The 15,640-nt window shown below is 30.1% G+C and carries 11 protein-coding genes; 6 read left to right on the forward strand and 5 right to left on the reverse strand.

All coding sequences use genetic code 11. The features are described from left to right. Nucleotide 1 precedes the first annotated feature (1 nt). From pfkA to hisC, 3 genes are read left to right on the forward strand one after another with little or no spacing between them, the layout of a single operon-like run. A complete protein-coding gene (gene pfkA / locus EYR00_RS04550; RefSeq protein WP_003534661.1) occupies nt 2–961 on the forward strand; it encodes a 6-phosphofructokinase in 960 nt (319 codons plus the stop codon). Nucleotides 962–995: 34 nt separating this feature from the next. Beyond that, entirely contained in the window at nt 996–1,781 is a 786-nt protein-coding gene (locus EYR00_RS04555) for an HAD-IIB family hydrolase (RefSeq protein WP_003534659.1), read from the forward strand. 11 nt (nt 1,782–1,792) lie between these two features. Then, entirely contained in the window at nt 1,793–2,848 is a 1,056-nt protein-coding gene (gene hisC, locus EYR00_RS04560) for a histidinol-phosphate transaminase (protein ID WP_003534657.1), read from the forward strand. Nucleotides 2,849–2,875: 27 nt separating this feature from the next. Here the strand turns inward: hisC and EYR00_RS04565 are convergent, their stop codons facing one another. Then, on the reverse strand, nt 2,876–3,601 hold the full coding sequence (locus tag EYR00_RS04565) for a YaaA family protein (RefSeq protein ID WP_003534656.1): 726 nt from the start codon (nt 3,599–3,601) through the stop codon (nt 2,876–2,878). Nucleotides 3,602–3,669: 68 nt separating this feature from the next. On the opposite strand from EYR00_RS04565, the gene EYR00_RS04570 reads away from it, so the two are divergent. Beyond that, nucleotides 3,670–4,677: a nucleoid-associated protein gene (locus EYR00_RS04570; RefSeq protein ID WP_003534654.1), complete on the forward strand. Its 1,008-nt coding sequence runs from the start codon at nt 3,670–3,672 to the stop codon at nt 4,675–4,677. Nucleotides 4,678–4,701: 24 nt separating this feature from the next. On the opposite strand, the gene EYR00_RS04575 is transcribed toward EYR00_RS04570, so the two are convergent. The 4 genes from EYR00_RS04575 to EYR00_RS04590 form a co-directional block, all read right to left on the reverse strand. Next, entirely contained in the window at nt 4,702–8,403 is a 3,702-nt protein-coding gene (locus EYR00_RS04575; RefSeq protein ID WP_003534651.1) for a UvrD-helicase domain-containing protein, read from the reverse strand. Further along, the gene (locus tag EYR00_RS04580) at nt 8,393–11,287 is read right to left on the reverse strand and encodes a PD-(D/E)XK nuclease family protein (protein WP_003534649.1); all 2,895 of its coding nucleotides are present in this window, start codon (nt 11,285–11,287) and stop codon (nt 8,393–8,395) included. The genes EYR00_RS04575 and EYR00_RS04580 overlap by 11 nt, the downstream gene beginning before the upstream one ends. A gap of 84 nt (nt 11,288–11,371) precedes the next feature. Then, the gene (locus tag EYR00_RS04585) at nt 11,372–12,169 is read right to left on the reverse strand and encodes an MBL fold metallo-hydrolase (RefSeq protein ID WP_003534647.1); all 798 of its coding nucleotides are present in this window, start codon (nt 12,167–12,169) and stop codon (nt 11,372–11,374) included. A gap of 2 nt (nt 12,170–12,171) precedes the next feature. Next, nucleotides 12,172–12,744 (reverse strand): TetR/AcrR family transcriptional regulator, encoded by a 573-nt coding sequence (locus EYR00_RS04590; RefSeq protein ID WP_003534645.1) that lies wholly within the window; start codon nt 12,742–12,744, stop codon nt 12,172–12,174. A gap of 148 nt (nt 12,745–12,892) precedes the next feature. On the opposite strand from EYR00_RS04590, the gene EYR00_RS04595 reads away from it, so the two are divergent. Both EYR00_RS04595 and EYR00_RS04600 read left to right on the forward strand, forming a co-directional pair. Then, nucleotides 12,893–14,806: an NAD(P)/FAD-dependent oxidoreductase gene (locus EYR00_RS04595; RefSeq protein WP_003534643.1), complete on the forward strand. Its 1,914-nt coding sequence runs from the start codon at nt 12,893–12,895 to the stop codon at nt 14,804–14,806. 56 nt (nt 14,807–14,862) lie between these two features. Further along, nucleotides 14,863–15,639 (forward strand): Cof-type HAD-IIB family hydrolase, encoded by a 777-nt coding sequence (locus EYR00_RS04600; RefSeq protein WP_003534641.1) that lies wholly within the window; start codon nt 14,863–14,865, stop codon nt 15,637–15,639. The last annotated feature ends 1 nt before the right edge of the window (nt 15,640 follow it).

The following is a 15,640-nucleotide window of genomic DNA, read 5'->3' on the forward strand; positions in this document are numbered from 1 at the left end:
AATGAAAAAAATCGCAGTATTAACTTCTGGCGGTGATGCTCCTGGAATGAATGGAGCAATCAGAGCAATTGTCAGAGTAGGAATAAAACATGGATTTGAAGTTTATGGAGTATATGAAGGCTATCGAGGATTAGTAGAGGGTAAAATAGCACGCTTAGGCTATCGAGATGTTTCTGAAATTCTTGCAAAAGGAGGTACTATTTTAGAATCATCACGTCTACCGGAGTTTACTTTAGATGAAGTTCAAGATAAAGCAATAAACAATTTAAAAGAACATGAAATAGATAGTCTTGTTGTAATAGGAGGTGATGGTAGTTACCGTGGGGCACAAGCGTTAGCAAAAAAAGGTATAAATTGTATTGGAATACCTGGAACTATTGATAATGATATCAATGGTACTGATGAAACGATTGGTTTTCATACTGCATTATGTAATATTATTGATGCAGTAAATAAATTACGTGATACTTCAAGTTCTCATCATCGTTGTTTTGTAGTTGAAGTAATGGGTAACAATGCAGATAATTTAGCTCTTTATGCAGCTATATCTTGTGGAAGTGAACTTGTTATCACCAATAAGACAGGCTATGATGAAGAGCATGTAATCAAAGAATTGATTAGGAATGAAATTGTTTATAATAAACGCCATGCAATTGTAATCGCAAGTGAAAAAATTTTAGATGTTGAAAAGCTAGCACAACGAATCAGTGAAGAAACAGGATTTTCAGGTCGCTCGATTGTTTTAGGACATATTCAACGAGGCGGCTCACCGGTGCCGGAAGATCGGATATTAGCTGCAAGGATGGCAAATAAAGCGATAGAACTTCTTCAAGATAATCAAAGCGGTAAGTGTGTATGCCTGCAAGATGGAAAAATTGTGGCGAAAGATATTGAAACAGCGTTACAAGAAGTAAATAAAAGTAATCAAATGCTTTATCAGCTCTTTGATGATTTAGTCTAAACTGTTATAATATGGCTATATATTGGAGGATTTTATGAAAAAAATACTATTTTGTGATATGGACGGAACAATTATTGATTTAGATGGGTTATTATATCCCCCGGATAAAGAGAAAGTGGAAAAGCTTCACCAGGCTGGGCACTTGTTTGCTTTTAATACTGGGAGAAATTATGAAGAAGCATTACGCAGTACAAATAAATTAGATTTATATTATGACTATTTAGTTTTAAATAATGGAGCTCATATTGTTGATCGTAATGATCAAGAATTATTTAAACGAGTTATTTCAAAACAAGCTGGTATTGATATCATAGAACATTGTTTGAAATATGATGATATGTGGATATATTTTTATGATGGAAAAAAGACATTAGGGTATTTGAGAGGTCAAACATATATTTATGATGAGGTAGGACGTAGTATTGTAACGAATGAGCATGATTTTATAAAAGAGTATCCAAATGTTGAGGAGTTTGATATAATAGCGATAAATCAAGACAACCAGCAGATTGATGAAGTTTTAAAGATTCAAAAATATATAGATGAACATTATGCAGATGAAGCGCATGGTACATTAAATATGCATTATTTAGACATTACGCCAAGTGGATGTACGAAAGGAACTGGAATTAGCAATCTAGTTAGTTTACTTAATGAAGATGTTGTAAGTTATGCGATTGGGGACTCGTATAACGATATTAGTATGTTTGAGCACGCGGATCATGGTTACACTTTTAATCGAGCGGATGAACTGATTAAAAAGCATAGTGATAAACAAGTCGATTATTTATCGGAGTTGATTGATGAAATGCTTAAATAAGGGGGAATTATATGAGTTGGCAAGATAAATTGCGCGAGGTTGAACCATATGTAGCAGGGGAACAGCCTAAAATTGTGAATATGATCAAGTTAAATACAAATGAGAATCCTTATGGACCTAGTCCTAAAATTAAGGAAGTATTAACATCTTTGGATATTGATCGTTTAAGGTTATATCCAAACAGTGATGCTGTTGATTTACGTAAAGAATTAGCTAATTATTATGGACTTGAAGAAGAACAAGTATTTTTGGGGAATGGTTCTGATGAGGTACTTGCGTTGATTTTTTTAACGTTCTTTAATGGAAAGGAACCAATTTTATTCCCGGATATTACATATTCTTTTTATCCGGTATATTGTGAATTATATCAAATGGCATATAAACTGGTTAAATTAGACCGTGATTTCAAAATTAATCTTAATGATTTTATGCAGCCTAATAGTGGAATTATTTTTCCAAATCCTAATGCGCCAACTGGTTTGTTAGTTGATTTAGATTTTATAGAAACAATATTAAAAAATAACCCTGACAGTATTGTAGTCATTGATGAAGCGTATATTGATTTTGGTGGAACTAGTTGTGTCTCTTTAATTGATAAATATGATAATCTAGTTGTAACACAAACATATTCTAAATCACGTTCTTTAGCTGGAATTAGACTAGGAATAGCTTTAGGAAGTAAAGAGGCAATCAGACATTTGTATGATGTTAAGAATTCATTTAATTCTTATCCAGTTGATTATGTCGCACAACAAATTTGTTTAGCGAGTATCCTTGACGATCAAGATACAAAAGCAAAGTGTGCTAAAGTAATTAAAACAAGAGAAATGACTAAAACAAGATTAAAAGAATTAGGTTTTATTGTACCTGACAGTTATGCAAATTTTGTTTTTGTAAAACATCCTGATGTTGAAGGCCAAGAATTATTTACAGCATTGCGGCAAGTAGGAATAATCGTTCGTCATTGGAATACTAAGCGAATTGATCAATACTTAAGAATTAGTATCGGGACAGATGAAGAAATGGAAAGAATGATAAATTTCTTAGAAGAATATTTAAATAAATAAAAATAGATGGCACGCCATCTATTTTTATTATAGCTTTTTATATGTTTGTTTTCCATTTCTAATGTAAACATAATTATCGTTTGTTGATAATTCTTCATGATATATATAGCCATCAAACGTTAGACGTTTTAAGCTATCAAGATCACTAATCTTATTTTTAACCATTAAATCAAGCATTTTTCCCCGAGCTTGTTTGACATACATTGAATTGCGTACCATTTTACCTGCTTTATCTTCAACAAAGTCAATGTTTATGATATGGGGATGTGATAGCATCTTAGTAAATTCTTTAGAGGCTAGGGAAATAATATAGTCTTCATTTTTAAAATAATTATCAATTTCATCTTGCCAAAATTGATATAAATTAAAATCAATCTTCATAATCATATCTAAACGATATGGGGTTATTGCACTATTGTATTTCAAGATGCCATAATAAGCCGATAAAATATTTAAATACTGTTCTAAGTATACAAAATCGTCTGCATCATAGTCTTTCAAACTAAGCTGTTTAAAAACAGTACCTTGATAGCAGTATAGTGCAGGAACCGCAGTATATTCATTGTGGAAATAACTATAGACAGTATCCGCCATTTTAAAAGATATTTTCATTATGTCATGGAGTTGATCAAGATTAAATTTCATTAAATAATTATGTAGCTGTGTAGTCTTGTCTTTAAATAAGATATCTGTAGTTTCAATATTTACTTGTTTTGTTTTCATCACCTTTGCCGGTGCGATAATAATTTTCATTTTAATCACCAAGATTATTATATCGTATTTCAACAAAATATGATATACTTAACCGTGGTGATGAAAGAATGAATAATACAATTATAATTGATAAGATTTTGATTCATATGTTGGATTTGGAACATAGTAAAATTATTTACTCAGATACATTTATTAATTTAACTGAAGGAACAACTGAGTATTATGATAAAAAAATTGAAAAATGTTTAGAAAATTCTGGAATTAAAGAATTGGTAACCGGTAGTGAGCATCACTTATTACAAGCTGGTAAAAAAATGATTGAAAGTAATGAGGCGTTTAAAGAAGAATCGATTAAAATAACGCAAGATTTATTTGATTTATGTACAAAAATTGAAGAAATGCCAAATGCTAATTTAATGTTTGTAGAATTAAAAGTAGATGGTAAGAAATTTGTTTTAATTATTAAGTTAAACTATAAAACTATGCCAATGAGTTTAATTGAAGAAAATGATGGTATACGTAGTATTAGATTTATTAATCAACAAATTTTACCAAATAAAACAACAGCTGTTGAAGAAGCAATTATTATCAATGTTGAAGATAATATTTTGTCGATTATTGAAAAACGTTATATGATTGATGGGAAACCAGGATATTACTTGAATGAACAATATATTAAAGGTGAACCAAAATTAACAGATAAGCAAAAAATGAGTATTGTTAATAAAGTTGTAAAGAAAGTTGACAGTGAATATAATGTTGTTGAAGGGGATCCCCTACCATTAGTAAAAAAAGAACTTGTTGATTTAGTAATGGATCATCGTCCGGTAAAACCGATGGAATTGGCTAAAAAAGTTATGGGAAACGACTATAATGCAACTGAAGAGGTTGAATTAATTATGCGCGATCTGGGAATTGAAGAAGATGATGAAATTGTCAACGTTCCAGTATCGCTAGATCGGATGTCACGTTGTAAATTAGTTTTAGATGATGATCGAATTATTGAATTAAATGTTGAGGATTATCTTGAAGGTGTAGATATCGTCAAGGAAATGGATGAGGGCGGTATGACGCGAATCATCTTAAAGAATATTAAAGATATTGTTGTGAAATAAAAATGGGTTACGGATAACCCATTTTTAAATAGTTACATATTTATTAATATATAGATAATAAACGATTGCCTGGATATTAGCTTGTGGGAAAACACGAGCTAATATTTTTTTGTAATAATCCATTTGCGGCTTATGTAAAGAAATCAGTATTTCTTTACTAGTGTTTTTATTCAAATTATCAGTCTTATAATCGATAATTGTTATTTGATTATCTTTAATACAGACAACATCAAAAATTCCATGAATAATTTGTCCGTTTTCAAGCATAGAAAATTCTTTTTCACGATAAAGATAGTCAGCATTAACCATTAACTGATAAACTGGGCTAGTAATAAAGTTTTCAAGATGTTGTTGATATTTATCAATTAATTGCCAGGCTTCATTGTCATAAAGGTTTGCTTGTTTGAGTTTATTTAAGTTATCTGATAAATCTAAATGAACGTCAATATCAAGATGTTCAAGCACACTATGAATAATTGTTCCACGTGTTCCAGCATCAACTGGGGAATCATCAAGCTCATAACTTATATCCTTAAAACTTCTATCGCCATCTTCAATTTTACGAGTTACAGCAATGGATTTTTCTAGGTTAGTTGGGTATGGATATTCAAAATTACTATATCGATGATAGCTGCTTAAGTCAAGAATAGTATCACTTTTATTTGAAACGATAATTTGTTCTTCAACATCATGATGACTAAGAATCTTGATAGAAAATTTACTATGTTTAGTATTTTCTTGAATTAAATGCTTATTTTGATGAATCAAAATAGTTTGAAAATTTTGTTTTATTTCATTAACAAGATCATCTGTTTGATCATGGTCTAGGAGTTCTTTTTTTAGACCTTGATTAATAATATTACTGTGACTCATTAAAGAAATTCCTAACCAATCTAAATAGCTATTTTGCTTACGTGCATTATGATAAAGAATTACTTTATCTTTACAACGTGGATTTATCATTGAATCTTCACTATTATTAATTACATATTTTTGCCATTTGATAAGATCTTGGGGTTCCTTAATTAAGCCAGTCATAATTAGTTTTTGTGAAGCTCTAGTCAATGCAACATAAAAAATTCGCATTTCTTCGTTGATTGCTTCACTAGTCTGTGCTGTTGCAATTACTTTTCGATATTTATTTTCGTATTCAACAATAACGTCTTGATAGGGTTCTAAATCACATTTTACTCGCGGTTTGATCGCAATTCCTAATTTTTTATCACTAATGATTCGTTCTCGGGCATCTTGCTGATTAAATTTATTTTGCATATTAGAAACAAAAACAATTGGAAACTCCAATCCTTTAGATTTATGGATAGTCATAAAAGAAACAACATTATCATCATTACTTGAAACCATTGCGGGAGAGAGATTGACTCCATTATTGATCATATCATCAAATTTAGTAGTTATTGTATTTAAAGAATCATCATGCATTTCATCTAACTTTTGAATCATTAATTCAATATTTGCAACTCGTTGAGGACCATTGACTAATGAAGCTAAGAAAGGTAAATAATTACTATCCTCAAGGAATTTCATCAAACTTTCTTTAATAGAATGACTATTAAAATAGTTTCGCATATCTTGATAATAATTTATAAATGTTTCTAAAGCTTCATAATTATCTAATTTTTTTTCAAGATAATTAATACAATTATCAAACATTGAGATAGTTTCATCAATTTTAATTTGCGCTAAAAAATTCTCACTAAAATGACTTATTACATAATTGCCCTTTAGTAAACTTGTAAAGGCGATGTCATCAAGGCGATTATTAAAAGCTTTTAAAACATTAACGAGATTAATTATTTCTGGAGCTTGTAAAAAACCTTGAGATAAAACAATATGACTAGGAATATTAAATTTATTAAATATCTTTTTAAAAGCTATAAAGCTGCGAGTACTACGCATTAAAACAACAATATCTTTATAATCTGCCAGTCTTTTTGTGCCGTTAAAATTATCCAATTCTAAGTGACCAATCATATCCTGAATTTTTTTAGCAACAATTTTTGCTTCTAATTCAGCATCATTGCTTATAGTACCAGTTTGATATGATAGGATGACTTCGCTAGTAAAGCGTGCTTCTTCATCAAGACGTTGTGATGCTTTGGCGGTGACTTCTGGCAAATCTTCTAATTCTTTTGCACCTTCTTTACGTAAAAAATCATAATTCAATTTGGCACTTTCATCTAAGTAATAATCAAGACCGCCAATATCCTTATCCATGATTTGATTAAAAATATAATTGACACTGTCAAGGACAATTTTATTTGATCGGTAATTAAATTTTAAGTCAATACGTTTAGTTTTAGGTAGTAGATTAAAAGTAAGATATTTCTCATTAAAAATTTCCGGGTCAGCCTCTCTAAAACGATAAATCGATTGTTTCATATCTCCAACCATAAAGCGATTGATCTTGGGTTCATGAAGATCTGCAATTTTATTAATTAGAGTTTCTTGAATCTGATTAGTATCTTGGTATTCATCGATCATGATCTCTTTTAATTGTTGGTATAGAAGTGTAACAATTCCGTATTTGGGTTCTAGTAATTCTAATGCATTAGCTTCAAGATCATTGAAATCTAAAAGATTATGAGCTAGCTTATAATCTTGGTAGGCCTGTTTAAACTGTTTTAAATAAGTAATTAATTTTTCTAAAGGCTCTAAAGAGGTTGATAAAGTTAATTTAAACTCATCAAAATCATCGTATACGATATCATTAAATTTATCGCGATAAAATTTGATGATATTATTTTTAAGACGATTATATTCTTTTTTATAAAGTTCATTATCCTCATTAAATAAACCTCTACTATCATAACTTTTCATCAAACTAGCTTTACTAGCGGTAATGATATTCGTCATGTTTTTACTTTCTATTGCCTTGATGACATCGAAGTAATATTTTAAATGACAATCATATGGGCTTGGTAAATCTGCTTTCTTAGGCTTATCACCAAAGGGATTTTGATAGTAAAAAGACAAATTATGGGAACTGGCATAACTAGCTAATTCATAAACCTTATTCAATCCCATAGTAGCTTGTTGATGTAATAGTTCGATAATTTTATTACTGATAGGCCAATTGTTTATAGCATCATCATCGTTGTTAATAATGTGATAATAAATATCTTTTTTGACTGCATCAATATAATTATCAAAGTCATAAATAGTATTGCTTAAATTTTCAAATTTGAAAATAGCGTTCTTAAAGTTGTTAAAATAGTATTCTGGAAAATAAGTACTGATAAAATCAATAAATGTTTGATCTTCTGCCCATGTTTCAATACAGTTATCGAGAATTTGGTGTTTGATGAGTGAAGGATCAGTGCAAATATCAAATTTACTATTAAGGTTGATCAAATATCCATATTGTTTCAAAAGAGTACTGCAAAAACCATGGAAATTAGTAATATAAGCTTTTGGTAATAATTGCTTTTGCTTTAATAAATGTTGTTCCAATGGCTTATTGATATCTTCTTGAAGACGTTCATCTAATGCAACTTGAAGACGTTGTTTCATTTCAAGAGCGGCTGCATTAGTAAAGGTTAAGACAAGCAGTTGATCGACATTATAACCATCATCTTCAATTAAAGCCATGATTCGATTAACAAGAATTTTAGTTTTCCCTGAACCAGCTGGAGCTGAAACAAGAATGGAACATCCGCGGGTTACGACAGCTTCATACTGACCATCATTTAAAGAATTAATTGGCATCGCTATTATCCTCCTCAAGCAAGTGTTCTAAATTATTACTGTCAACTAAAGTATATTCATTATAGAAGACATCGAAATTACATAGACTACGATAGTTACAGTAAGTACATGGATTAACTTTAGTGAAGACCGTAGCATCATCACTACCTTTAGGATTAATTCCAATATTTCCGTTTGCTAATTCATGATATAAATTTTCGATATGTTGACTAACATAATCAATTAAACGTTCAAAAGAGAAACTACTTAAAATATTTCCTTTGTAACAGTCATCCTTTTTAACAAATTTTGCTTTAATGATTGCTGAATCTTTATCAATATTGTTATCAACTTCTTCGACTACTTCACTATTAACATAACCATTCATTCGATATAATTTGAAAAAGTTTTCACTAAGTTCAGATTCATTGATTTTTAAAGAACTAGTAAGGATTCTTTTTTTAGTATTAAAGTATAACAAAGCACCTTTATCAAGTTTTTTTTGTTTTGTTAAAGTATCTAAATATAAGAGCATTTGAATATTAAAACCTTGAATTGCCAAAGAAAGGTCAAGGTCTTTGTTACTTGACTTATAATCAATAATCTTTAAATATTGATTATATTGATCTACTCGATCAACTATACCGCTAAATTTAAAATCAGGATAATTCCGATAGATATCAACTTCACTACCAACAATATAAAAATCAGATGCTTTCATTTGGTTGATAAGAACGATTACAGTATTAACTAGATCATGTTTGACCGTTTTAATAATATAGTTATTAGTACCGTAATTTAAGCGCTCAGTTAAACCATGTTCATTTAAATATTGCTCGACATGTTGGTTAATAACTGTTTCTAAATCATCGACTTCAGCTTTACTAGCAGTAATATTGTCAGTAAAGAGGGCTTGAGTTTTTTCAAGTACGTAATGGATGATCGTACCAATTTCATTTATTTGAAAAAGCGGTTGTTTAAAAGGGTATAATTTTAATCCATATTGATTAAAATATTTGTATGGGCAACCATTGTAAGTTTCCAGCTTACTTGCTGAGAGATGATTCGAAAATAGTGGAACAGTTAATTTATCTGGTTGGTTATTAGTTTGTATATAGTGCTTAATCATTGTATTTAGTGATGATAATTCAATATCCTTACCACCATGTAGATATAAATTGGTTTTCAGGCTATAGTGATAATAGTCATTATTTATATCAATATTTGAAATTTTAAACATTTGTTTTAATTGGTTATACAAAGAAGATTTTAATAGCGGTTGACCATCAATTGTTCCATTACTAAAACATATTGCTGTAAATTCAGTTTGGCTGTTTAAGACTTTTAGAATATTATTTTGATCAACACTAATTTGATGATTTAAATCAGGTAATTGTAGAATTTGATAGTCTTGATCTAGTAATATTCCAGTATCTTTATTTTGTTTTGGAACAACAGTTTCATTGACACCAACCAAATAGATTTTTTTGCATTCTAAGATACCGCTGTAACATTGTTGATAATTTAATAAATATAAATGATCATTACATGGTTTGATATCTTCTTTTAAAGACGGTTTTAATTGGTTTACTAAACTATAAAAGTCGGCAAGTGTAAAGGACTGGGGACTTGTTAAATTAGTAAAGAAGTTTATTAGCATTGTCTGATTTTGTGAAAAAAGCATTTCTTGATTAATAAAATTAATCATTACTGATGAATAATCATCTAGTGATTGCGCTTTTTCAAAGTTATATAGGGTGCTAAAGGGATCTTCAAGATAACCTTTTTCAAGATAATTTTTCTTAATCAAATCAAGATAGTCAAAGTCATTATATCGACTTAAAACTTTAGTATCCAATAAATCTAAAAGATCATTATTATCATGATTTAAACAGTATCTAATCCATAATAAACAAGCATCCAATTCTTTGAATATTAAGCTTTTTTTAATATTATGGGGAATCTTAAAATTATTTAGAGTATCAACTAATAAGGTTAAATATTCTTGGTTGGGGTAATAGATAGCATAATCGTGATAGTGCATGTGATTATCTACAATATCTTGATAAATATTTAATACTACACTTTCAATTTGAGCTTTTGGTGTAGTCTGAATAATTGTATGTAGTGGTGTATGATTTTCATACTTTGGTGATCGTAATGAAAATAAGTATTTATTGAGATGGCTCAAATAAGGATTATCATTTTCAAAGACGTTTTTTTGATCACCATGATATTTATTAAAAGGTTTATTCAAATCACGTGAATCGCTACTATTATTAACCAAAATTGTTACATCATTATAAAGTGATATTTTTTTTATTAGTTCAAAGCGACGTTGTTTGAAAATTTGTTCACTAATAAAAATATAATGATCTTCAACATTAGAATTATCGATTTGTTCAAATAATAGTTCTTCATATTTGTAACATGTATTATTAGGTAATGAAGTGGTTAGCTGCTGGTAGAGTCCGATAATTGTTGCAATTTTTTGTTTCGCTAGGGGGGGCAGCTGCTCTAACTCTGAATTACTAAAACTTTCAAGAAAGAAAAGATCGAAAATATCAATCAATTCATAGATTAAATCCATTTTACTATTAGTATTGAATAAGTTATTAGAATTTTCAATAAGTTGTTTTGTTATTAGGATTTTATCTAATTTGGATAGTTCTTGATAAGAGTATAGTTGATAATGCTCTAATAATTTTTTGATCAAATCATTGTATGTAATGATTCTAATATTAAAAAGTGTATCAGTATATTTAAAAAAAGCTTCTTCAAAATATAATGGATCGTCAACAATAAAATAATAATTTATAAAAGGATTTTTCTGAGCTTGATTAATGTGATTGATAATTGTATTTTTTATTTTTAAACTATAGTCTAAACCATGTAATGTTTTCATTGGTAAACCTCCATATGGAATTATTTTATCATAGATAATAGCTCTAATGCGAATGAAAAAAGAAAGTGAAATCCGAAAATTTCACTATAAACTATTTTTTTGATAAATTATCTCAGCTTTACCATAGCTGGCGTAGTAGGCTTGGTTGTCATCAAATGTTGGAGCTGAGTTTTTTATACCAGTAATCTGACTGTTTATTAATTTTAGGCATAGTTGTTCAAGATCTTTCATTAAAACAAAATCTAACTTATTATATGCAGAAATTTTTGACTGAATTTCTTGTTGATTGTGTCCACCCCAAAAATGCCAAGTATCGTCTACTCTTTGTTTTTCAAGATAGTCAATAGTCTGCTGGAGAGCGGTATGATACGTTTTTAAATCAAGGCTATGGAATAATTGTAGCCAAACACCACAGCCGGAACCAATTGCATCACCAGTGTAAATACACTTATTTTGACGGTCTAGAAAAATCATTGATCCCGGGGTGTGACCAGGAAGAGCAAGGACTTCTATTTCAAAGTTACCAAGCTCAATTTGCTGATGATTTTTTAAATCTTTGATTTGGTTGAAGTCAATCAAAGAAAGTTCCTTAATAATATGAGCATTATCATAATAAATATCACGGTCTCGATGAGATAAATAGATAGTTTCTTCTTTAAATTCTTTGATTGTGCCAATATGATCAAAGTGACCATGAGTACATACTATAATTAATTCTTTATTAGTAATATTTTTAATCGTCGGTAAAAGTGGTTCTTTAAATAGGCCTAAATCAATTAATAGAGCATGGGTATTTCCTATTATTAGATAACAAGAGTCACCATCCTCATCGTTGATATAATAGCTGTGATTGTTAATTTTTATGGTATTATATAGTTTCATATTTAACCTCGAAGTTCTGGTGCAACATCATATATGTTTTCTAATGCTATTCTTAATTCTTTTTTCCAGTCAAACTGACCTTTTTTTATGCACCACATTAATTCATAACCTGTAAATGCATATGCTGAAGCTTGATATAGTATTTCAGGATCGTTTTGATTTCTAATTTGTTTGGTGGCTTGACCCTTTTTTATAATTGCAATAGCGATATTGGTCAAATGATCTCGAAAATCAAAACTACCACGGTCTTCTTTTAAATTCATAATAAACATTTGACTACTTAAGTCATAGCCGAGTTTTATTGATTCTTCCATTAATGTTTCAAAACAGATCAATAACTGTTGCCAATAATTTTCTGCCATGATTATATTAGCCGTATTAGCAACGATTGCTTCTGTAATGTCATCATAAAAATGTGCTAAAATATCGTCTTTAGATTTTATATAGGTATAAAAAGTTGGTTTTGTGATTTTACATTCTTTACAAATATCGTTGATTGTAACATTATTATATCCATGTTTGAAAAACAGTTGGTAAGCTGTTTCAATAATAATATCTTTTGTAATCTTTGTCATCGTATTCCTCATTTCTAATAATTAAGTATAAATCATCTAGTAAAAAAAGCAAGTAATGTAATCATAAATGTAACCCTTTACATTTATGATTATTATGTTATACTTTACTTGAGTAAAATAAATATTACCGAAGTAAAGGAGGAAAATTATGAATAAATTATTTGAAAAAAGTTATATCGGTAAAATGAAATTAAAAAATCGGATCGTGATGGGACCGATGGGAACAACTGGTGAAGCAGATGGGGCATATAATATCGATGCAATTAATTATTTTACTGAAAGGGCAAAGGGAGGTACCGGCTTAATTATAACTGGTGCAAATGTTGTATCCACTAAATATGAACCTCGGCCATGTACGGAACTTAGTAATTTTCATCATGTTGAGCGTTTGAATATGTTAGTAGAAAGATGTCATAACTATGGCGCTAAAGTTTGTGTTCAAGTATCACCAGGATTGGGAAGACAACAATTTACTGATCCATTTACACCACCATATTCAGCTAGTGATTGTGGGGCGTTTTGGTTTCCTGATTTGAAATGTAAGCCATTTACAAAAGAAGATATAAAATATATCGTTGAAAAGGTTGGATATGGTGCTTCTTTAGCAAAAATGGCAGGAGCAGATGCGGTGGAATTACATGCTTACGGCGGATATTTATTAGATCAATTTCATTCAAAACAATGGAATACACGTACTGATGAATATGGCGGTTCATTAGAAAATAGAATGCGTTTTACGCTTGAATGTATTGCCGCGATTAGAACAAATGTAGGACCGGATTTTCCAATTTTAGTTAAATTTACTCCGGTTCATAAAGTTGAGGGATTTAGACAAATTGATGAAGGAATTGCTATGGCTAAAATTCTTGAGGATGCAGGGATTGAGGCATTACATGTTGATGTAGGATGTTATGAGGCTTGGTATAAAGCTATTTCAACTGTTTACAACGAAGAAGGACACCAATTAGATGTAGTTAAAGCAATTAAAGAAAATGTATCATTGCCAGTATTGGGGCAAGGAAAGTTATTTGATCCAAAAAAAGCACAAGAAGTAGTAGCGCAAGGAGTTTTGGATTATGTTGTTTTAGGTCATCAAATGCTTGCTGATCCACATTGGGCTAATAAAGTAAAGCAGGGAAATACAATGGATATTGCACCATGCGTTGGCTGTAATGAATGTTTATTAGCAGGTTTTTCTGGAAAACATTATTATTGTGCTGTAAATCCACTTTGCTATGCAGAAAAAGAATTCGCACTGCCAAAAGTTGATGGAATTAAAAAATCAGTACTAGTTATTGGAGGCGGTCCAGGTGGAATGTACGCTGCTATCACAGCAAGAAAACGTGGATATGAAGTCGACTTATATGAAAAGGAAGAACGATTAGGGGGTACACTTTGGGCGGCAGGAATGCCTACCTTTAAGCATGATGTCTTGAAATTGATTACTTATCTTGAAAGACAATGCTTGAAAACTGGTGTGAATGTTTATTTAAATACAGAGTTTACGCTCAAAGACGCTAAAAAAGATTACGATAAAGTTATTCTATCAGCAGGGTCATCACCAATGATGCCACCAATTCCGGGAATTGAAAAAGCAGGTTTTGTAAGTGAATTTTTGACTGACCGTAAAGAAGCAGGAAAACAAATAGTAATTATTGGTGGGGGTCTAGCAGGATGTGAGGCAGCATGTTATCTTAAAGAAAATGCGGAAACGGTAACTATTATTGAAATGCAGGAAGATATTTTATTTGGTTGTGACCACTGTTTAAATAATGATCAGGCGTTGAGACAAATGCTTCAAGATAATAATATTAATAAAATTACAAAAGCAACTGTTACTAAAATTGAAGATAATCGAGTTACATATCTCCAAGATAATCAGGAGTATACAATCGTGTGTGATACAATTATCAATGCAGCTGGATTTAAACCAAATGATCAATTAGAAGATGCTTTAGAGGAAATTTATGATGATGTTACAGTGATTGGTGATGCAAAAGCACCAAGAAAAATTTTAACAGCAATTCATGAAGGATATCATGCAATTCGAGTTATGGAGTAGAGTTCATTGAACTCTACTTTATTTTTATTGTATAATAATGTAATGGAGGAACTATTATGAGTAAAAAAATATTCTTTTTTGATATTGATGGGACTTTAGCAGTAAAAAATATTATTCCTGAAGATACAAAAGAAGCTTTAAGAAAGTTACAAAATCTAGGGCATTACGTTTTTATTTGCACCGGTAGACCATATATTTACGCAAAATATCATTTTGAAAAATATGTTGATGGTTTTATTTGTGCAAATGGTCGATATATCGTGTATAAAGAAGAGGTATTATTGGATGAACCATTGACTAGGAAACAGGTTAGTTATTTTGTGGATAGTTTTGATAAATTAGAATGCGGATATAATTTTAATGGCGTTAATCTTGGCTATGCTCATGGAATTGATTTTAATAAGTTAGCTGATATGCAAACAGATTACGAACATCCATATTTTATTGAAGATTTTAAAACAGAGGAGATCGATGCCCACATGTTTGATGTTCATTTTAATGATCAAGAACATTACCAAAAGATTGTTTCCTATTTACAAGATACAGTAGTTTTAAATGAGCACTTTGGTCATAATTCTGCTGATGCAACAATTATTGGTTATGATAAAGGAATTGGAATTAAAAAACTATTGACGATTTTAAAAATAGAACGTGATAATAGCTATGCTTTTGGTGATGGTTTTAATGATGTGTGTATGTTCAAAGTAGTTGGGCATCCAATTGCAATGGGAAATGCTGTTGATGTGGCAAAAGAAGCTAGTGAATATACTACAAGTGATATTTATGATGGAGGAATTTATAAAGCTCTGCTTCATTATGGAATAATTGAATAAA

Source organism: Thomasclavelia ramosa DSM 1402, assembly GCF_014131695.1.
Lineage (GTDB): Bacteria > Bacillota_I > Bacilli_A > Erysipelotrichales > Coprobacillaceae > Thomasclavelia > Thomasclavelia ramosa.

Excerpts from the sequence above, each read along its gene's own strand:
- EYR00_RS04600 (WP_003534641.1), top strand. The coding sequence starts at position 14,863 with ATGAGTAAAAAAATATTCTTTTTTGATATTGATGGGACTTTAGCAGTA.
- EYR00_RS04565 (WP_003534656.1), bottom strand. The coding sequence starts at position 3,601 with ATGAAAATTATTATCGCACCGGCAAAGGTGATGAAAACAAAACAAGTA.
- EYR00_RS04575 (WP_003534651.1), bottom strand. The coding sequence starts at position 8,403 with ATGCCAATTAATTCTTTAAATGATGGTCAGTATGAAGCTGTCGTAACC.
- hisC (WP_003534657.1), top strand. The coding sequence starts at position 1,793 with ATGAGTTGGCAAGATAAATTGCGCGAGGTTGAACCATATGTAGCAGGG.
- EYR00_RS04555 (WP_003534659.1), top strand. The coding sequence starts at position 996 with ATGAAAAAAATACTATTTTGTGATATGGACGGAACAATTATTGATTTA.
- EYR00_RS04580 (WP_003534649.1), bottom strand. The coding sequence starts at position 11,287 with ATGAAAACATTACATGGTTTAGACTATAGTTTAAAAATAAAAAATACA.
- EYR00_RS04585 (WP_003534647.1), bottom strand. The coding sequence starts at position 12,169 with ATGAAACTATATAATACCATAAAAATTAACAATCACAGCTATTATATC.
- EYR00_RS04590 (WP_003534645.1), bottom strand. The coding sequence starts at position 12,744 with ATGACAAAGATTACAAAAGATATTATTATTGAAACAGCTTACCAACTG.
- pfkA (WP_003534661.1), top strand. The coding sequence starts at position 2 with ATGAAAAAAATCGCAGTATTAACTTCTGGCGGTGATGCTCCTGGAATG.
- EYR00_RS04570 (WP_003534654.1), top strand. The coding sequence starts at position 3,670 with ATGAATAATACAATTATAATTGATAAGATTTTGATTCATATGTTGGAT.
- EYR00_RS04595 (WP_003534643.1), top strand. The coding sequence starts at position 12,893 with ATGAATAAATTATTTGAAAAAAGTTATATCGGTAAAATGAAATTAAAA.